At 71.0% G+C, this 19,095-nt stretch carries 16 protein-coding genes; 3 read left to right on the top strand and 13 right to left on the bottom strand.

The window, feature by feature from the left end:
• Positions 1-29: 29 nt before the first annotated feature.
• Both ACWEK3_RS12930 and ACWEK3_RS12925 read right to left on the bottom strand, forming a co-directional pair.
• On the bottom strand, positions 30-2,651 hold the full coding sequence (locus ACWEK3_RS12930) for an ABC transporter permease/substrate binding protein (protein WP_453249676.1): 2,622 nt from the start codon (positions 2,649-2,651) through the stop codon (positions 30-32).
• The gene (locus tag ACWEK3_RS12925) at positions 2,644-3,732 is read right to left on the bottom strand and encodes a quaternary amine ABC transporter ATP-binding protein (protein WP_450539194.1); all 1,089 of its coding nucleotides are present in this window, start codon (positions 3,730-3,732) and stop codon (positions 2,644-2,646) included. Before ACWEK3_RS12925 ends, ACWEK3_RS12930 begins: the two co-directional genes overlap by 8 nt.
• 204 nt (positions 3,733-3,936) lie before the next feature.
• On the opposite strand from ACWEK3_RS12925, the gene ACWEK3_RS12920 reads away from it, so the two are divergent.
• Together ACWEK3_RS12920 and ACWEK3_RS12915 are read left to right on the top strand one after the other, a co-directional pair.
• Positions 3,937-4,866 (top strand): 5'-3' exonuclease, encoded by a 930-nt coding sequence (locus ACWEK3_RS12920; RefSeq protein ID WP_453249707.1) that lies wholly within the window; start codon positions 3,937-3,939, stop codon positions 4,864-4,866.
• A 103-nt stretch (positions 4,867-4,969) separates the two neighbouring features.
• Positions 4,970-5,815, top strand: a complete 846-nt coding sequence (locus ACWEK3_RS12915) for a siderophore-interacting protein (protein ID WP_453249675.1) — start codon at positions 4,970-4,972, stop codon at positions 5,813-5,815.
• A gap of 52 nt (positions 5,816-5,867) precedes the next feature.
• On the opposite strand, the gene ACWEK3_RS12910 is transcribed toward ACWEK3_RS12915, so the two are convergent.
• The 4 genes from ACWEK3_RS12910 to ACWEK3_RS12895 all read right to left on the bottom strand — a co-directional run bounded on the left by ACWEK3_RS12910 (position 5,868) and on the right by ACWEK3_RS12895 (position 9,197).
• The gene (locus ACWEK3_RS12910) at positions 5,868-6,644 is read right to left on the bottom strand and encodes an ABC transporter permease (RefSeq protein WP_388725250.1); all 777 of its coding nucleotides are present in this window, start codon (positions 6,642-6,644) and stop codon (positions 5,868-5,870) included.
• The gene (locus tag ACWEK3_RS12905) at positions 6,641-7,669 is read right to left on the bottom strand and encodes an ATP-binding cassette domain-containing protein (RefSeq protein ID WP_450539190.1); all 1,029 of its coding nucleotides are present in this window, start codon (positions 7,667-7,669) and stop codon (positions 6,641-6,643) included. The genes ACWEK3_RS12910 and ACWEK3_RS12905 overlap by 4 nt, the downstream gene beginning before the upstream one ends.
• Before the next feature lie 194 nt (positions 7,670-7,863).
• Positions 7,864-8,511, bottom strand: a complete 648-nt coding sequence (locus ACWEK3_RS12900; protein ID WP_453249674.1) for a PadR family transcriptional regulator — start codon at positions 8,509-8,511, stop codon at positions 7,864-7,866.
• 104 nt (positions 8,512-8,615) lie between these two features.
• Positions 8,616-9,197 carry a GNAT family N-acetyltransferase gene (locus ACWEK3_RS12895; RefSeq protein ID WP_450539188.1) on the bottom strand — a complete coding sequence of 194 codons (582 nt, stop codon included), beginning with the start codon at positions 9,195-9,197 and terminating at the stop codon, positions 8,616-8,618.
• Positions 9,198-9,276: 79 nt separating this feature from the next.
• Between ACWEK3_RS12895 and ACWEK3_RS12890 the strand changes: the two genes are divergently transcribed.
• Complete coding sequence (locus ACWEK3_RS12890; RefSeq protein ID WP_453249673.1) at positions 9,277-10,227, top strand: RluA family pseudouridine synthase; 951 nt, start codon at positions 9,277-9,279, stop codon at positions 10,225-10,227.
• Here ACWEK3_RS12890 and ACWEK3_RS12885 read toward each other — a convergent pair.
• The 7 genes from ACWEK3_RS12885 to tatC form a co-directional block, all read right to left on the bottom strand.
• On the bottom strand, positions 10,221-11,768 hold the full coding sequence (locus tag ACWEK3_RS12885) for a cytochrome P450 (RefSeq protein ID WP_453249672.1): 1,548 nt from the start codon (positions 11,766-11,768) through the stop codon (positions 10,221-10,223). The two genes, ACWEK3_RS12890 and ACWEK3_RS12885, sit on opposite strands and share 7 nt — an antisense overlap.
• A gap of 59 nt (positions 11,769-11,827) precedes the next feature.
• The gene (locus ACWEK3_RS12880) at positions 11,828-12,448 is read right to left on the bottom strand and encodes a GTP-binding protein (RefSeq protein WP_376651670.1); all 621 of its coding nucleotides are present in this window, start codon (positions 12,446-12,448) and stop codon (positions 11,828-11,830) included.
• A complete protein-coding gene (locus ACWEK3_RS12875; RefSeq protein WP_450539182.1) occupies positions 12,429-12,836 on the bottom strand; it encodes a DUF742 domain-containing protein in 408 nt (135 codons plus the stop codon). The genes ACWEK3_RS12880 and ACWEK3_RS12875 overlap by 20 nt, the downstream gene beginning before the upstream one ends.
• Positions 12,833-13,240 (bottom strand): roadblock/LC7 domain-containing protein, encoded by a 408-nt coding sequence (locus ACWEK3_RS12870; RefSeq protein ID WP_141362553.1) that lies wholly within the window; start codon positions 13,238-13,240, stop codon positions 12,833-12,835. Before ACWEK3_RS12870 ends, ACWEK3_RS12875 begins: the two co-directional genes overlap by 4 nt.
• Positions 13,237-14,862, bottom strand: a complete 1,626-nt coding sequence (locus ACWEK3_RS12865) for an ATP-binding protein (protein ID WP_453249671.1) — start codon at positions 14,860-14,862, stop codon at positions 13,237-13,239. The genes ACWEK3_RS12870 and ACWEK3_RS12865 overlap by 4 nt, the downstream gene beginning before the upstream one ends.
• A gap of 339 nt (positions 14,863-15,201) precedes the next feature.
• Positions 15,202-18,054, bottom strand: a complete 2,853-nt coding sequence (locus tag ACWEK3_RS12860; protein WP_390724423.1) for a DEAD/DEAH box helicase — start codon at positions 18,052-18,054, stop codon at positions 15,202-15,204.
• A gap of 77 nt (positions 18,055-18,131) precedes the next feature.
• Complete coding sequence (gene tatC / locus ACWEK3_RS12855; protein WP_390724424.1) at positions 18,132-19,073, bottom strand: twin-arginine translocase subunit TatC; 942 nt, start codon at positions 19,071-19,073, stop codon at positions 18,132-18,134.
• Between the last annotated feature and the right edge of the window lie 22 nt (positions 19,074-19,095).

Genomic DNA, 19,095 nt, shown 5'->3' with positions numbered 1-19,095 from the left:
CGCCCCTTCGGCGGTTTCCGGGTCGGCGGCTACTGCGGGGTCATCCGCGCCGGGACGTCGGGGTGCTGCTTCAGCCAGGCGGTGACGGCCTCGGCCTCGTGGCCCTGACCGTGCTGGTTGATCTCGCCCTCCAGGCTGCCGAGCTCGTCCTCGCTCATCCTGAAGTTCTTGATCCACTTGGTGAGCTGCGGGTACTGCTCGGGGAACTTGGCGCTGGAGATGGTGCGCACCGTGTTGCCCTCGCCGAAGAGCTTCTTGTCGTCGGCGAGCTTGGTGAGGTCGTAGCGGCTGTAGGCCCAGTGCGGCGACCACAGCACCACGGCCACGGGCTGCTTCTTGGCGTACGCGCGCTTGAGCTCGGCGAGCATCGCGGGCGTGGAGCCGTCGACGACCTTGTACTCCTTGTCCAGGCCGTAGCCGGGCAGGACCTTGTCCTTCAGCAGGGTCATCTCGCCGGTGCCCGGCTCGATGCCGATGATCTTCCCGTTGAAGGTGGACGCCTTGCCCTTGAGGTCCTCCAGGGACTTCACGTCCTTGACGTAGGACGGCACGGCGATCTCCAGGGAGGTCGGCTCGTACCAGGTGCCGAGGTCCCTGAGTCTGTCCTTGTTCTTGTCCCAGTAGTTCTTCTGGGCGTAGGGCAGCCAGGCGTCGAAGTTGAGGTCGATGTCACCGCCGGCCAGGCCGGTGTAGACCGGGCCCACGTCCATCTGCTTCAGGTTCATCCGGTAGCCGCGGCGCTCCAGGACGTTCTTCCACAGATAGGTGACGGCGATGTCCTCGTCCCACGGGAACCAGGCGACGTTCAGGGTGCGCTTGGCCTCGGCCGGTTTGGCGGCCGAGGCCCCGCCGGGCAGCGGGGCGAGCTTGTCGACGACACCCGGGTTGTCCTTCAGCCAGGCGCGGACGGCGTCCTGCTGCCGGCCCTTGCCCGCCTTGTTGATCTCGGCCTCGAGGCCGGTGAGCTGCTTCTCGGTCAGCTTGAAGTTCTTCAGCCACGTGCCGACGACCGGGTCGTCGTTCGCGAAGCCCTTGCGGGCCAGCGTGTGCACGCCGTCGCCCTTGCCCCAGGAACCCCTGGGGTCCTTCAGCTTCTTCAGGTCGAAGTCGCTGTACGCCCAGTGCGGTGACCAGAGCGTGACGACGATCGGTTCCTTCTTGCTGTAGGCGCGCTTGAGCTCGGCCAGCATGGCGGGCGTGGAGCTGTCGACGACCTTGTACTCCTTGTCCAGGCCGTAGTCCTTGAGGACCTTGCTCTTGAGCAGGGCCATCATGCCGGCGCTGGACTCGATGCCGGTGATCTTCCCGCCGAACTGGCCCGCCTTGCCCTTGAGGTCCTCGAGCGAGTTCACGTCCTTCATGTACGAAGGGACGGTCAGTTCCAGGGACGTCGGCCCGTACCAGGACCCGAGGTCGTCGAGCTTGCTGCCGTACTTCTTCCAGTACTCGGCGTGGGTCGTCGGCAGCCAGGAGTCCGTCTCGAAGTCGACGTTGCCCTGGGCGAGCGCGGTGTAGAGCGGTCCGGCGTCGAACTGGCGGGCGTCGACCTGGTAGCCGCGCTGTTCGAGGACCTCCTTCCACAGGAAGGTGGACGCGACGCCCTCGTCCCACGGGATGTATCCGATGGTGATCTTCTTGCCGCGGCCGACGTCGCTGCCGTCGCCGGCGGCCGTAGCACTGCCGCCGCCCCCCGCGAAGAGGCCCATACCGCCCGCGACCAGGGCGAGGATCACCACGCCGATGACGGCGATCTGCGGCTGCGGCCGGTAGGACCAGATCTTCAGGCCCTTGGCGGCCCGCGCCTTGGCGGCGGCGCGCCGGCCGAGCGGCGAGACCTCGGTGCCCAGGGCGCTGGTCATGCGGTCGAGGTAGATCGCGAGGATCACGATGGCGATGCCGGACTCGGAGCCGAGGCCGACGTTGAGCTGGCCGATGGCCTCGTTGACGTCGCCGCCGAGGCCGCCGGTGCCGACCATGCCGGCGATCGCGGCCATGGACAGACCGAGCATGATCACCTGGTTGACGCCGGCCATCACGGTGGGCAGCGCCAGCGGCAGCTGGACGCGCAGCAGCGTGTTGCGGGGCGTGGTGCCGAACGCCTCGGCCGCCTCGACCAGTTCCTTGTCGACCTGGCGGATGCCCAGCTCGGTCATGCGCACGCCGGGCGCGAGGGCGAAGATCAGGGTGGCGACGATGCCCGCGGAGGCGCCCGTGCCGAAGAACAGGATGGCCGGGATGAGGTAGATCATCGCGGGCAGCGTCTGCATGAAGTCCAGGACCGGCCGGACGAAGGCGCTGACCCGGTCGGAGCGAGCCGCCCAGATGCCGACCGGCACCGAGATCACCAGCGCGATGATCGTGGCGACGAGGACCAGCGACAGGGTCACCATCGCGTCCGACCACAGTTCCATGGAGTCGATGAACGCGAACCCCACGAAGGTGAGCACTCCGGCGAAGGCGCCGCGCAGCCACCAGGCGAGCACGGCGAAGATGCCCGCGAGCAGCAGCGGCTCCGGCGCCTGGAGGACGGCGTTGATGCCGTCGTAGGTGCCGGTGAACACGGCCTTGAAGAAGTCGAAGAGCCAGGACATGTGGCCGAGCAGCCAGTCGACCGCGGAGTTGACCCAGTCGCCGAGCGGGATCCTAGGCACGGGCCACCGCCTTGTCGCCGCCCTTGTCCCGCGGCGCGTCGCAGCTCACCTGGGAGCTCTGCTCGTCGCCCAGGAAGCCGACGAGACGCTGGCGCGGGACGATGCCGACGATGTCGCGGTGCTCGTCCAGCACGGCGACCGGGTGGGGCACGCGGGCGCTGATCGCGCACAGCTCGGTGAACGGGGTGTGCGGGGTCGCGGTGTCGCAGCCGCAGTCCGCCTCGTCACCGCGTACCTCGCGGTCCATGACCGACTCGGCGGTCAGCACCCGGGACCGGTCGACGTCCTGGGTGAAGGAGGCGACGTAGTCGTCGGCGGGGCGCAGCAGGATGTCCTCGGCGGTGCCGGTCTGCACGATGCGGCCGTCGCGCATGACGGCGATCCGGTCGCCCAGGCGCATGGCCTCGTTGAGGTCGTGGGTGATGAAGACGATGGTCTTCTTGAGCGTCTTCTGGAGCTGGAGCAGCTGGTCCTGCATGTCGCGCCGGATCAGCGGGTCCAGGGCGCTGAAGGACTCGTCCATCAGCAGCAGGTCGGCGTCGGTGGCCAGGGCGCGGGCCAGGCCCACCCGCTGCTGCATGCCGCCGGAGAGCTCGTCGGGCCAGGAGGACTCCCAGCCGGCCAGACCGCACAGGGCGAGCGCCTCGTCGGCGCGGCGTTCGCGCTCGGCGCGGGGCACGCCCTGCACTTCCAGACCGTAGGCGGCGTTCTCACGGACACTGCGGTGCGGGAAGAGCGCGAAGTGCTGGAAGACCATGCTGATCTTCCTGGAGCGGACCTCGCGCAGCTCGCGGTCGCTGAGCGCGGTCAGGTCCTGGCCATCGAAGCTGACGCGGCCGGCGGTCGGCTCCAGCAGCCCGTTCAGCATCCGCAGGAGCGTGGACTTGCCGGAACCGGACAGGCCCATGACGACGAAGATGTGGCCGGGGTCGACGCTGAAGGACGCGTCGATGACGGCGGCGGTGGTGCCGTCGGCGCGCAGGTCCTCGCGGTCGGCACCCTGCCGTAGCTTTTCGACTGCCTCGTCCGGTCGTCGGCCGAACACCTTGAACAGGTGCTGGGCCTGAAGTCTTGAAGACACGCGTACCTCTTGTCTCGGGGCCAGGAACGGGATGCAGAGGGCCGCTAACAGTTGAAGAAAGCAACCACCTTCGATCCGAGGCGCGCCTGCCCAGACCCATTTGGCTCAAACCAAACGTGGCCTGCTTCACATCGCCCTCGTCTTCCGTTCACGTGGAATCCACGGTTCCCGGCCTTCCGGTGACTGTCGGTGCCGTACGGCATGATGCGAGACGTGACCGGACGACTGATGCTCCTCGACACCGCCTCCCTGTACTTCCGCGCCTATTTCGGCGTCCCGGAGTCGATCAAGGCCCCGGACGGCACGCCGGTGAACGCCGTGCGCGGGCTGCTCGACTTCATCGACCGGCTGGTCAAGGACCACCGGCCCGATCACCTGGTGGCCTGTATGGACGCCGACTGGCGGCCGGCCTGGCGGGTGGAGCTGATCCCCTCCTACAAGGCACACCGGGTGGCCGTGGAGCACACCGGCGGTCCGGACGAGGAGGAGGTGCCGGACACCCTGTCCCCGCAGGTCCCGGTGATCGAGTCCGTCCTGGACGCGGTGGGCATCGCGCGCGTGGGCGTCGCGGGGTACGAGGCGGACGACGTGATCGGCACGTTCACCGCGCGGGCGACGGGCCCTGTCGACATCGTCACCGGCGACCGGGACCTGTACCAGCTGGTGGACGACGCCCGCGGGATTCGGGTGCTGTACCCGGTCAAGGGCGTCGGCACGCTCCAGGCCACCGACGAGGCGGCACTGCGGGAGAAGTATGGGGTCGACGGCCCGGGGTACGCGGACCTGGCGCTGCTGCGCGGCGACCCGAGCGACGGACTGCCGGGCGTGCCCGGCATCGGGGAGAAGACGGCGGCCAGGCTGCTCGCCGAGTTCGGCGACCTGGCCGGGATCATGGCGGCCGTCGACGACCCGAAGGCGAAGCTCACGCCGTCGCAGCGCAAGCGGCTCGACGAGGCGCGGCCCTATCTCGCGGTGGCGCCGAAGGTTGTGTGCGTCGCCGCCGACGTCCCGGTGCCGGACGTGGACACGGCGCTGCCGCGCGCCCCGCGCGATCCGGCGGCGCTCGAGGAACTGGCGGCCCGCTGGGGCCTGGGAGGTTCGCTTCAGCGGCTGCTCGCCACGTTGCCGGCGTGACGGCTGTGGCCACGCGCGCGGCCGGCGGCCGGACGGGAGAGGAACTCACCGGAGCGAGGTGTTAGCTTAGGTAAACCTAAGCAAGGGGAACAGGGAGGCCGTCATGGCAGAACGTCCGGCGCGCAAGCCGCGCAGGACCCACTCCGCGCAGGTCGTCCGGACCGAACGGCTGACCCCGCACATGCAGCGCGTGGTGCTCGGCGGGGAGGGCCTGGCCGGCTTCTCGGCGGACACCTGCACGGACCACTACGTCAAGCTGCTGTTCCCTCCCGACGGGGTCACCTATCCGGAACCCTTCGACCTTCAGGGGATCCGCGAGGAGTTGCCGCGCGAGCAGTGGCCGGTGACCCGGACGTACACGGTGCGCGCCTGGGACCCCGGCCACCGCGAGCTGACCCTGGACTTCGTCATCCACGGCGACGAGGGGCTGGCCGGCCCCTGGTCGCTGCTGGCGCGGCCCGGCGAGACCGTGCACTTCCTGGGTCCGGGCGGCGCCTACGTCCCGGACGCGAGCGCCGACTGGCATCTGCTGGCCGGTGACGAGAGCGCCCTGCCGGCGATCGCGCGCTCCCTGGAGGCACTGCCCGAGGGCGCGACGGCCCACGCCTTCATCGAGGTGGCCGGTCCCGAGGAGGAGCAGAAGATCGACTCCGACGTGGAGGTGGTCTGGCTGCACCGCGGCGAGCGGCCCGTCGGACGGGCACTGGTGGAGGCCGTACGGGCGCTGCCGTTCCCCGAGGGCCGGGTGCACGCGTTCGTGCACGGCGAGGCCGGGTTCGTGAAGGAGCTGCGCCGGCTGCTGCGGGTCGAGCACGCCGTGCCCCGCGAGGACCTGTCGATCTCCGGCTACTGGCGGCTCGGCCACGACGAGGACGGCTGGCAGGCCTCCAAGCGCGACTGGAACGCCCGGATCGAGGCGGAGCAGGAGGGCACGGCGCCGGCCGCGTGAGCGACGTACGGAAGCGGCGGTACCCGGGTCGGTACCGCCGCTTCCGCGTGGCTCAGACCGACCGCTGGTAGGAGCGGAACGTCCGTATCGACAGCCACACCGCGGCCACCGCGAGGGCCAGCAGCGCGCCGCCCCGGCTCCCCACGACACTCCAGTCGGGATGCGCGGACATCGCGGAACGGCCCGCCACCATCGCCCAGTTGAGCGGGTTGAAGTCGGCGATGTGACGCATCCAGGCGGGCATCTGGGCGGGCGCCATGAAGGCGGAGGACAGGAACGTCAGCGGCAGCAGCAGGAAGGTGTTGATCCCGATGATGGACTCCCGCTCCTGCACCAGCATGCCGAGCGCGTTGGACAGTGCCCCGAAGACCGTGCCCAACAGGACCGAGGCGAGCACCAGGATCAGGACGCCGCCGACGCCGCCGGGGTAGTCGGCCCCGCCCAGCAGGCCGAGCAGCACGATGACGACCGACTGGAGGGCGGTGACCAGGCCGTTGTGGACCACGTTGCCGTTCATCAGGGCGGCCCGGCTGACCGGGGTGGTCAGGAACCGGTTGAGCGTGCCGCGCTGGATCTCCTCCAACGTGCCCATACCGGCCCACATGTTGGAGCTGAGCGCGCTCATCACCACCACGCCCGGCACCAGGTAGTCCAGGTACGAGGTGGTGCCGAAGCCGCCGAGCTCGACGACCTTCCTGAAGAGGCTGCCGAACAGGAACAGCCAGATCACCGGCTGGATCAGCGTGATGACCGCGTAGGCCGGCTGGCGCGCGAACACCATCAGCTGACGCTGGGTCATGTACCAGGTCTGGGAGATCGCGGTGCTCATCGCGCTCCTCCGGCGAGGGCGAGGGCCTCGGTGCCGGGGGCCCCGCTCTCGGCTTCCGCCTCGGCGTAACGTCGGCCCGCGTAGCGGTGGTAGACGTCGTCGAGGGAGGGGCGGGCCACGGTCGCCGCGGTCACGGTGACCCCTGCGCGCTCCAGCCCTGCGAGGAGCGCGGGCATGGCGGCGGCTCCGTCGTCGGCGCGGGCGCTGATCCGGCGCCCGTCGATCAGCACCTCGTGCACGCCGGGCAGAGCGCCCAGGGCGCTGCCGAGCACCGTACGCCCGGCCTCGCCGACCGCCTCGCGCAGTTCCACGTGGACCGCGTCGCCGCGCAGTTCGCCCTTGAGGGAGTCCGGGGTGCCCTCGACGACGACCCGGCCGCGGTCGACGATGGCGATGCGCTCGGCGAGCCGGTCGGCCTCCTCCAGGTAGTGCGTGGTGAGCAGGATGGTCAGGCCCTCCTCGCCGGCCAGGCGGCCGATCTCGTCCCACATCGCCGTACGGGCCTCCGGGTCGAGGCCGGTGGTGGGCTCGTCGAGGAAGAGGACCTCGGGCCGGTGCACCAGTCCGAGCGCGACGTCCAGGCGCCGCCGCATACCGCCGGAGTAGCCCTTGACGGGGCGGCGTGCGGCGTCGGCGAGGCTGAACCGCTCCAGCAGTCCGTCGACCCGCCGGTCCAGGCCGGCGCCCTTCAGTCCGTAGAGCCTGCCCTGGAGCCGGAGGTTCTCGCGGCCGGTGGCGACCGGGTCGGCGCCCGAGCTCTGCGCGACCACGCCGATGGCACGCCGCACCCGGTCCGGGTGGCGCAGCACGTCATGGCCGGCCACGGTCGCCTCGCCGGAGTCGGGGCGGGCCAGGGTGGTGAGGATCTTGACGGTGGTGGACTTGCCGGCGCCGTTCGGGCCGAGGAGACCGAAGACGGTGCCCGGCTCGACGGTGATGTCCATGCCGTTCAGGGCGGTGACGTCACCGGGATAGGTCTTGGTCAGCCGGCGTGCCTCGACGGCGGGCGCACGAGTGGGACTCATGGCGGAGCTCTCCTGGATGCGTGGATGCGGATGGGTGGCGAAGATCGCCGAATGATCCACGTGAGAGCGCCGGGCTATCCTGGGTGTGCCGCACCTCGATCGCCCGGAGAAGCCTCACGGTGGATTCGGCTCGGGGTTCGAGACCCTGGCGGGGCTGCTGCAACAGCCCTGCCGGGGTCTGTCTCATTGACAGTTCACTTCTGGTAGTGGCGTTCCTCGGCTTCCTTGAACTCCGCGGGGATCTCCCCCGTCTCGTGGAACCGGCGCCAGCTCTCGACGCCCGGCAGCGAGCCCTCGCGGATCTCGCGGGCGAAACCGCGGACCCACTCCGTCTCCGCCTCGGCCATGTGCTGGTGGTACTCGACCTCGACGAGGAACAGGCGCGGCAGCGTCTCGTAGAGCTTGTCCAGCACCGCCCGTCCGCTCGCCACCCGCATTTCCAGGGCGGTCAGCCGCTCCTCCAGCAGCCGCACGACGTCGTCCGGGGGCAGCGCCCCCAGCAGCGAGAGCGCGGTCTCGAAGATCGGGTACTCCTTGGCCGGTACGGCGACGAGGTCCGACAGCCACCGTGTCATCTCCTCGCGGCCGGACTCGGTGAGCGCGTAGATCGTGCGCTCGGGGCGGTTGCCCCGCCGCTCCACGTCGACCACCTCGACGAAGCCGCGCTCCTCGAGGTTCTGCACGACCGTGTAGAGCGAGCCGTAGTTGATCTTGGTGCTGGCGTCCTTGCCCTGGCGGCGCAGAGTCTGCGCGATCTCGTACGGGTGCATGGGCTTCTGCCAGAGCGTGGTCATCACGGTCAACGCGAGCGGATTGCTCAACTTTCTGCGCCCGCTGGCCATGCCCGATCACCTCGCTTCCGAATATCCGTAGCCGAACATATCGCGACTCGACCAACCCGTCAATAGTCGCGATATATCGTGGTGCCGGAGGCGGGAACTCCGCCTCAGTCCCCGCGGACGCGCGCGTGCAGATGCATGTCGTGCCAGCCGTCCGCGTGGAGGCCCGAACTGCGCTTGGTGCCCTCCAGGGCGAAGCCGGTCCTGGTGGCGACGCGGCAGGAGGCGCCGTTGTGCACGGAGTGCAGGAGTTCCAGGCGGTGGAACCCGGTGTCCTCGAACGCCCAGCGGACGAGGGCCGCGGTGGCACGCGAGGCCACGCCCCGGCCACGGGCCGCCGGAGCGGTCCAGTACGCCACCTCCGCCGCGCCGTCCTCGAACCGCACCTCGCGCAGCGCGACCCGCCCCACCGGGCGGCCGGTGTCCGCGTCGGCGACCGCCCACTGGGCCTCCCGGTCCGCGGTCCAGGCGGCACACCACTCCTCGATCCAGCCGGCCGCCTCGGCCTCGGACTCGGCGGCCCTGGCGTGCCACTGGTGCATGACCGGGTCCTGGAAGACGTCGTGGACGACGGCCGCGTCCTCGGCCGTCCAGGGCCGCAGGAGGAGACCGTCACCGGTGGGAAGGGTGGGCTGCGCGGTGCGCGCGAAGGTGCCGGCGGGAAGTACAGGGCTGGTGAGAAGAGGCATGGCCCGTATCCTGCCCACGCGCGGGCCACCGGCGCAGTGGTTTTCCCGGGCCGCGGGCGGCCTCGTAGGCTTTCGGTCGATGCGACGCAAGACCCGTACCCCGCCCTCTCCCCTGCCCCAGCGCCACGGGGTGGACCCGGTGCGGGTGCGACTGCCCGCCGCGGGGACCTGGACCACCGTGCGGGCATATCTGGTGGAGCGGCTGTCGGGGGCCGGGCCCGGCGTGGTCGGGGCCATGGTCGACGCGGGCCGCGTCGTCGGGGCCGACGGACGGGCGGTGGCGTCCGACGCGCCGTACGAGCCGGGGATGTACGTGTGGTTCCACCGGGAGCTGCCCGAGGAGGTGCCGGTGCCGTTCCCGCTTCGGGTCGTGCACCGCGACGAGCACCTCGTCGTCGTCGACAAACCGCACTTCCTCGCCACCACCCCGCGCGGCTCGCACGTCACCGAGACGGCGCTGGCACGGCTGCGGCGCGAGCTGGGGATCCCCGCGCTGAGCGCCGCGCACCGCCTGGACCGGCTCACCGCCGGGCTGGTGCTGTTCACGGTGCGGCCCGAGGAGCGCGGCGCCTACCAGACGCTGTTCCGCGACCGGCTGGTGCGCAAGGAGTACGAGGCGGTGGCCCCGTACGACCCGGCGCTGGTCCTGCCGCGGACCGTGCGCAGCCGGATCGTGAAGGAGCGCGGGGTGCAGGCCGCCCGCGAGGTGGCGGGCGAGCCGAACGCCGTCACACGCGTGGAACTGGCCGAACACCGCGCGGACAGGCTCGGGCGGTACCGGCTGGTGCCCGCCACCGGACAGACGCACCAACTGCGGGTGCACATGAACGCGTTGGGCGTGCCGATCCTGGGCGACCCGCTCTACCCGGTGGTGACCGCCCCCGTGCCGGCCGGCGACTTCCGGCGCCCGCTGCAACTGCTCGCGCGGGCGCTGGAGTTCACGGATCCGGTCACGGGGGCGGAGCACCGGTTCACCAGCGGGCGGGTGCTCCAGGCCTGGTCCGACTTCGCCGGGTGGGCCGGTCAGTAACCGCGCCACCAGCGCAGGAAGCGCTGCCAGGCGCCCTGCGGGCGGGCCGCGTCGGCGGCCAGTGCGGTGTCCGGCTCCCCGGCGCCCGGCGGCTCCTGCACCGCCGGGGGCGTGGGCGGCGACTCGGAGGACGGCACGGATGACGGCTCGGGGGACGACACAGATGACGGCCCGGGCCGCTGCCGAGCGGTCTCGGTGCCGACCTCCCAGGCCGGGCGCAGCGGCGTAACCGGGTGCGGGGTGTGGCTCGGCGTCGATCTCTCGTCCTGTTGCGGCCGCGGCGTGAAGCGCACCGGCAGCTCCACCAGATGGCGGGAGGCGATCGACTCAGTCCAGCGCAGCTCCGCCTCGTCGCAGTCGAGCCGCACGTCCGGCAGCCGGGTCAGCAGCATGTCGACGCCGACGTCGGCGATGGCGCGCCCGACGTCCTGGCCCGGGCACTCGTGCGGGCCGCCGCCGAAGGCGAGATGGGAGCGGTTGCCCTGCATGTCCGCCGTCGGGCCCGGCCGCACCCGGGGATCGACGTTGCCCGGAGCGATGCCCAGCAGCAGCCCGTCGCCCCGGCGGATGCGCCGGCCACCGAGTTCCGTCTCCTGCTTGGCGAAGTAGCCGAAGATGGTGCTGAACGGCGGCTCGTCCCACAGGGACTGCTCGACCGCCTCCGGCACCGTCATCTGGCCGCCGTTGAGCTGGGCCCGGAAGCCGGGCTCGGTCAGGACCCGGCGCACGGTGTTGGCCAGCAGGTTGGCGGTGGCCTCGTAGGTGCCGATGAGCACGACGCGCAGGTGCTGGCCGACCTCCTCGTCGGTCAGGCCCGCCGGCTGCTCGATGAGGTGGCTGGTGAGGTCGTCCTCGGGCCGGGCCCGGCGGCGGGTGGTGACCCGCAGCAGGCAGTCCATGATGTACGCGTTGCTGGCGATCGCGGTGTCGGTGCCCTTGAGCATGTCGCGGGCGGCCTGCACGATCCGGTCGTTGTACTCCTCGGGCATGCCGAGGACCTGGCACATCACCGCCATGGGCAGATGCTCGGTGAACCGGGCGACGAGGTCGGCGCGGCCCGTCTCGCAGAACCGGTTGACCAGGCGCTGGGTGGCCCGGCCGATGTGGCGGCGCAGGGCGCGGAAGTCGATGAACTCCAGGGCGCCCTGGACGGCGCCCCGCAGCCGCCTGAGTTCCTCGCCCTCGGCGTGTGCGCAGATCGGCTGCCAGGCGATGTGCGGCATGAGCGGGTGGTCGGGCTTGACCGTGCCGTCCCCGAGCGGCGTCCAGATACGGCTGTCCTTGGTGAACTGCGAGGGGGTGCTCACCATGTGCAGGTTCTCGGCGTGGCCGAGGACCACCCACATCGGTACGTCGTCGTGGAGCAGTACGGGCGCCACCGGGCCGTACTGCTCGCGCAGTTGCTCGTAGAGCGCTCTCAGGTCCCGCGCCTCGTGGAGCCGGTGCAGTCCTCCGGGCCCGGTGCCGTGCGCGGGGCAGCCGGGGGGCGGGTCGAGGGCGAAGTCGTCCGGACCGGTCGGGGAGTGGGGTTCAGGCGTCACGGCGGTCGCTTTCGGGAAACGGAAGAGGTGTGGGTGCGGGACGGGCCGGCCGGTGCGGATCAGGTGCGCGAGCCCGTCACGGCGAGGGAGTGCAAGAAGCGCGTCAGCGTCAGCAGCACCTCGCGGCTGGAGGCGCGGCGCCGCGCGTCGCACTCGACGATCGGGATCTCCTCGGACAGATCGAGCGCGGCGCGCAGCTCCGGGAGCGGGTGACGGGGCGCGTCCGGGAAGGAGTTGACGGCGACGACGAAGGGCACGCCGCGCTCCTCCAGGCGGCCCATCACGTCGAAGCTGACCTCCAGCCGGCGGGTGTCGGCCAGCACCACCGCGCCGAGCGCGCCCTCGAACAGCCCGTTCCACAGGAACCAGAAGCGCTGCTGGCCGGGGGTGCCGAAGAGGTAGAGAACCAGGTGGTCGCTGATGGTGATGCGGCCGAAGTCCATCGCCACGGTGGTGGCGCTCTTGGACTCGGAGCCGTAGTCGTCGTCGACGCCGATACCGGCCTGGGTCATCGTCTCCTCGGTGGTGAGCGGCCTGATCTCGCTGACCGAGCCCACCATGGTCGTCTTGCCGACCCCGAAACCGCCGACGATCACGATCTTCGCCGCGGCCTGTGCCGTGTGCGGCAGTTGGTCCTCGGTGCGCGGGCCGGGAATGGTGTCAGAGCCTTTGAAGTCCATGCATCACCGCTTCGAGGAGGTGTCGGTCGGGGACCGCCCGGCGGACGATCGGCGCGCGGGCCTGCACGAGGCCGGCCGCGAGCAGCTCGGTGATCAGGGCCGTCGTCGCGCTGAACGGCAGGTTGAGGTAGGCCGACAGCTCGGCCACGGACAGCGGGGCGGTGCACAGCCGCAGCAGCGCCACCTGCTCCGGGGTGGCGGACGGCGGCGGCTCGGTGCGCGCCACGATCAGTGTCACCAGGTCGACGGCCGCGCGGGCGCCGTCCTCGCCCGCCCCTGCGACCACGTACAGCCGCTCGGGGTGTCTCTCCTCGCCCTGCCCGGCGGGGTCCGGGGACGGTGGCGGTTCGTGCCCGGGGGAACGCCTCTGGCGCCGCGGAGGGGTCATACGGTCTGCCCGCCCCGCCGCGGCGGACTGGTCAGGTGGGCGCCGATGCGGACCACGAGGTCGCGCATGCGCGCGCTCATGAGGCCGGGTTCGGTGCGGATGTCGGCGAGCACGGCGAGATAGGCGTTGGCCCCCGCGGACATGAGGTAGAAGTAGCCCCCGTCGATCTCGATGACGACCAGCTTCATCCGGCCGTCGCTGCCTGGGATCTCCACGGCGACGGCGGTCGCGAGGCTCTGGAGTCCGGCACAGGCCGCGGCGACCCGGTCGGCGGCGTCGGCGTCCCCGCCGTAGCGGGCGATGCGCAGTCCGTCGGCCGAGAGCACCACGATCATCTCGATGCCCGGCACGCTGTCGTGGAGCTCCTTGAGCATCCAGTCGAAGTTGGCTCGCTGCTGGATCACTTGAGGTCCCCCTCGTCGTCGGCCCGGACGTCGGCCTCGGCTCGGGCCGGCTCCTCGATCAGGTGGAGATACGCGGTAGGGTCCTGGGTGAACCCCGTCGGGTCCGGGCCCGGGTTGTCCTTCTTCAGCCCGTCCCAGAACGCCTCGACCCACAGGCCCGGTTCGGAGTTCCTCGTGGGCGCGGGCCCGGGTCCGGGCACGGCCCGCACCGTCCCGCCCTCCCGCTCGGCACGCTCGGCGGCGGCCTGCTCGGTGACGCGCCGGCTCAGCGGGATCCTGGCCCGGCTGCGGCGCTGCGGCAGGCCGCCCGCCGTCCACTCGGTGACCTCGGGGACCTCGTCGTCCGCCAGGGACACCGCGGCGGGGACGCGGGGGCTGGTGGGGCGGCGCCTCTTCGGGGCCCGCTCGGGGCCCGCCACCGCGTCCTCCCCCGGAGCCGGAACGGAGGTCGCGCCGATGCCGTGGGCGAGTCCCGGAGCGGGATCGGTGGTCGTCATGTCGCCGGGCACGACGAGGACCGCGCGGACACCGCCGTACGCGGAGGCCCGCAGGGAGACCTGCATCTTGTGCTTCGCGCACAGGCGCCCCACGACCGCGAGGCCCAGGCGGGGAGTGTCGCTCAGGTCCAGCGGGTCGACCCCGGCCCTGGCCGCCTCGAGCAGCCGCTCGATCCGGGCGCGGGTCTCCTCGTTCAGGCTGACGCCGCCGTCCTCGATCTCGATGGCGACGCCGGTCTGCACCTCGACGGCCGTGACGTGGACCTTGGTCTGCGGCGGCGAGTAGCGGGTGGCGTTGTCGAGGAGTTCGGCCGCGGCGTGGATGACGGGCTCGACGTCGACGCCCTTGATGTTGACCTTGGCGATGGAGTGCAGTTCGATGCGCCGGTACTCCAGGATCCGGGACATGGCGCCGCGCAGCACGCTGTAGAGCGTGACCGGATTGGGCCACTGCCGGCCGGGGCGGCCGCCGCCGATGACGGAGACGGAGTCGGCCAGGCGGCCGATCAGCGCGGTGCCGTGGTCGATGCGCAGCAGGTCGTCGAAGACCTCGGGGCTGCGGCCGTGGTCCTCCTCCATCTCCCTGAGTTCCCTGGCCTGTTGGTGCACGATCGCCTGGACGCGCCGGGCGATGCTGACGAAGGCGCGCTGGGTGGAGTCGCGGATGTTCTCCTCGTCGTCCACGATCTTGAGGATCATGCGCACCACCGCGCGCTGCGACTCGGGGATCCGGTGCCACTCGGGGTGGCCGTCGACGATGTCGCGCATCACCTCGGGAGGTGTGTGGCTGCCGCGCAGGTGGTCGATGGCGGCGGGGAGGATGTCGGAGGCGAGACGGTGGATCTCCCGGTCGTGGGCGGCCAGGCGCCCCTCCAGGTCCGCGGTGCGCCGGGCGTGCTCCGCCCGCTGGTCCCGGATGGCGCGTCCGCGGCGCACCGCTTCGGCGCCCGTGCCGAGCACCAGCAGGGTGGCGACGGCGCCGCAGCAGACGACGGCGAGGCGGGCCGAGTCCGTCACCAGGGCGACGGCGGACCCGGTGGCCGCCGCCATCACCAGGGCGGGCAGCAACAACACGCGCGCGTAGGGAAGTTCACGGCCACCGGGGGGCGATTGAACACTCACCATGTAAGCCCTCTGAGAAGAATCGGCTGGGTTCGGGCAGCTTCCAGTGGGGGTACGTCATGAAACTGACGGGACTTTCGACACGTTTGAGGACGCTTGGGAGCAAGCTCACGAACAACCTCAACTCGCTGCGCCGCGGGCGAGCATAATCCGGTCGGATCATCGCCATGTCATATTCAGCAAGGGCCTGAAACGGGGCGCACGGCAGGAGTACGCTCGGGGGATTTACACGCCGCGGATTGATTCGAACACGCACGGTGACGCAGTGCGGGCATACGAAAATCACATGGTCCCGGCGGCAGCCACCGGGGCCATGTGATCGATGCGATCGTCCTGCTCCGCCTACCCGACCGAGGAGTAGGCCACGACCCCCCGGAGCAGCCCGTCCACGGCCTTGCGCGCGTTCCTGGCCACCGACGAGCCCTCCACCGGCGCCGCCGCCGAGATCTGGCCCAGCACGTCGATCACCTGCTTGCACCAGCGCACGAAGTCGCCCGCCGGCATCTCCGCCTCGCGCAGCACCTCGTCCAGGCCCTTGCCGGAGGCCCACATGTACGCGGCCCAGGCGAAGCCGAGGTCGGGCTCGCGCTGGCCGACCCCCTCGCTCTGGTTGATGCGGAAGTCCTCCTCCAAGGCGTCCAGCCGGCCCCAGATCCGCACCATCTCGCCGAGCGCCGCCTTCGCCTTCCCGGAGGGCAGCTTGGGTGCCATGGCGTCGTCACTGACCCGCGCCTCGTACACCAACGCGGAGACGCAGGCGGCGAGTTCGGCCGGGCCCAAGCCCTCCCAGACGCGCTCGCGCAGGCATTCGCTGGCCAGCAGGTCGAGTTCGCCGTACAGCCGGGCGAGCCGCTTGCCGTGCTCGGTGACCTCGTCGCCGCGCAGGTAGTCGAGCTCGGTCAGCAGCGCGACGATCCGGTCGAAGGTGCGCGCGATGGTGTTCGTGCGGCCCTCGATGCGGTGCTCCAGCTGCTTGGTGTCGCGCAGCAGCCGGTGGTAGCGCTCGGCCCAACGGGCATGGTCCTCGCGTTCGTCGCACCCGTGGCAGGGGTGGGCGCGGAGCGCGGTGCGCAGCCGGGCGATCTCGCGGTCGTCGGCTGCCTGGGAGCGCCGCTTGCGGTGCCGCTCCGCCGGGATGTGCCCGGCCTTGGTGCGCAGCGCGGAGGCGAGGTCGCGGCGGGACTGCGGGGAGCGCGGGTTGAACGACTTCGGGATCCGCATCCGCTCCAGCGGCTCCACGGGCACCGGGAAGTCGATGGCCGCCAGCCTCTTGACCTGACGCTCGGCGGTCAGCACCAGCGGGCGCGGGCCGTCGTGGTACTCCAGGCCGCGGTGGCCGTTGGAACGGCCCGCGGGCAGTCCCGGGTCCAGCACCAGCGCCAGACCCGCGAACTTGCCGGTGGGGACGTGGATGACATCGCCCGGCTTGAGCTTCTCCAGGGCGACGGCGGCCTCCGCACGCCGCTGGACCGCGCCCTGCCGGGCCAGATCCGTCTCGCGGTCCTTCAGTTCCCTGCGCAGCCGCGCGTACTCCGTGAAGTCGCCGAGATGGCAGGTCATGGACGCCTTGTAGCCGTCAAGGCCCTCCTCGTTGCGCTGGACCTGCCGGGAGATCCCGACGACCGACCTGTCGGCCTGGAACTGCGCGAAGGAGGTCTCCAGCAGTTCGCGCGAGCGGTGCCGCCCGAACTGCTCGACCAGGTTGACCGCCATGTTGTACGACGGCTTGAAGCTGGAGCGCAGCGGGTAGGTGCGGGTGCCGGCCAGGCCCGCCAGGTGGTCGGGGTTCATGGCGCGCTGCCACAGCACCACCGCGTGGCCCTCGACGTCGATGCCGCGGCGGCCGGCGCGACCGGTGAGCTGGGTGTACTCGCCGGGGGTGATGTCGGCGTGCTGCTCGCCGTTCCACTTCACGAGCTTTTCCAGCACCACCGAGCGGGCCGGCATGTTGATGCCGAGGGCGAGGGTCTCGGTGGCGAAGACCGCCTTGACCAGACCGCGCACGAACAGCTCCTCGACGACCTCCTTGAAGGTCGGCAGCATGCCCGCGTGGTGGGCGGCGATACCGCGCTCCAGGCCCTCCAGCCACTCGTAGTAGCCGAGGACGTGCAGGTCCTCGGCCGGGATGGCGGCGGTGCGCTCCTCGACCAGGGCGCGGACCCGCGCGCGTGCCTCCTCGTCGTTGAGCCTCAGGCCCGCGTACAGGCACTGCTGGACGGCGGCCTCGCAGGCGGCGCGGCTGAAGATGAAGGTGATCGCGGGCAGCAGGCCCTCGGCGTCCAGGCGCTCGATGACCTCGGGACGGCTCGGCGTCCAGATCCGGGACCGCTGTCTGCGCTCCCGCTCGCGGTCGGCCTCGCGCATCGCGCGGCCGCGCCGACGGTCCTGGAACGAAGGGCGGCTGGCCTCCATGCGGGCCATGCGCGTGAGGTCGGGGTTGACGGCCTTGCGGTGGCCCTCGCCCTCCTCGAACAGGTCGTACATCCGGCGCCCGGCCAGCACGTGCTGGAACAGCGGAACGGGCCGGTGCTCGGAGACGATCACCTCGGTGTCGCCGCGGACGGTGTCCAGCCAGTCGCCGAACTCCTCGGCGTTGGACACGGTCGCCGACAGGGACACCAGGGTCACCGACTCGGGCAGGTGGATGATCACTTCCTCCCACACGGCGCCGCGGAAGCGGTCGGAGAGGTAGTGCACCTCGTCCATGACCACATAGCCGAGGCCGAGCAGGGTCTGGGAACCGGCGTAGAGCATGTTCCGCAGCACCTCGGTGGTCATCACGACCACCGGGGCCTCGGAATTGAGGCTGTTGTCGCCGGTCAGGAGGCCGACCTTGCCGCTGCCGTAGCGGCGGCACAGGTCGGCGTACTTCTGGTTGGACAGCGCCTTGATCGGCGTCGTGTAGAAGCACTTCCTGCCCTGCTGGAGGGCGAGGTGGACGGCGAACTCGCCCACGATCGTCTTGCCGGAGCCGGTGGGCGCGGCGACCAGTACGCCCTTGCCCGCCTCGAGCGCCTGGCAGGCCTCGATCTGGAACGGGTCGAGGCCGAAGTCGTACATCTCGCGGAATCCCGCGAGCGCGGTGGCCTGCTCGGCAGCTCGCCTGCGCGCTGCCGCGTACCGCTCGGCCGGTGAGAGGTCCTCTGTCATCGTGCTTTCGAGCGTACCGGGCCGCACCGACAACAGGACGATCATTATCCCGATCGTCCCGGGAGCGGAAAAAGCCGGCCGCTCGCGGTGCGAGCGGCCGGCCGGGAAACCTGCGGTGGTGATCAGGTCGCGTCGTCGTACCCGTTGACCCGGTCCGTCTGCTCGGGCAGGGCGCGGCGGGTGGTGACGGGTTCGACCTCGCCGATCTCCTCGGGGGTGAGGTCGAGTTCGGAGGCCTCGTCGTCCGACGGTCCCAGGGCCGCCAGGCGGTCCTTTCGGCGGTCGTTGAACAGGGCGATGATCACCGCGATGAAGTACAGCCCCCAGATCGGCGCCGCCAGCGCCAGCATCGTCAGGGGGTCGGCGCTCGGCGTGGCCACCGCCGCGAACGCCGTGATGCCGACGACCATGCCGCGCCACCAGCCGAGCATGCGTTTCCCGGACAGGATGCCGGTGAGGTTGAGCATGACGAGCAGGAGCGGCATCTCGAACGAGAGGCCGAAGACGACCACCATGCGCGAGACGAGGTCGAGCAGGTCGTCCAGCGGCAGCAGGTTGTCGACGCCCGAGGGGGTGAAGCCGATCAGCACCTTGGCGGTGGTGGGCAGCACGTTGTAGGCGAGGAAGCCGCCCCCGAGGAAGAGCGGCACGCCCGCGCCGACGAAGGCGTAGGCGTACTTCCGCTCGTGCTTGTGCAGGCCGGGAGCGACGAACGCCCACAGCTGGTAGAGCCAGACCGGCGAGGCCAGCACCACGCCGGCCATCAGCGACACCTTCAGTGCCAGGGTGAAGGGTGCCAGCAGACCGTTGATCGTGAGGTGTGCGCAGGTGGTGCTGTTACCCGATTTGGACAGTTCCTCGAAGGACTGCCCACACCCCACCGAGCTCAGCACCGGCTTGGTGATGAAGTTGACGATGTCCTTGTAGAAGAAGGCGGCGACGATCGTCACGACCAGGATCGCCAGGACACCTTTCCCCAGCCGGTTGCGCAGCTCACGGAGGTGATCCGCGAGCGACATCCGCCCCTCGGGGTCCTTCTCCTTCTTGCGGGCGGACTTGAGCAACCCACATCCTCATCTCGTGCAG

It is taken from the genome of Streptomyces sp. NPDC004721 (assembly GCF_053601495.1).
Note: the sequence above shows the minus strand (reverse complement) of the source record. Positions and strands in the feature narration are given on the sequence as shown.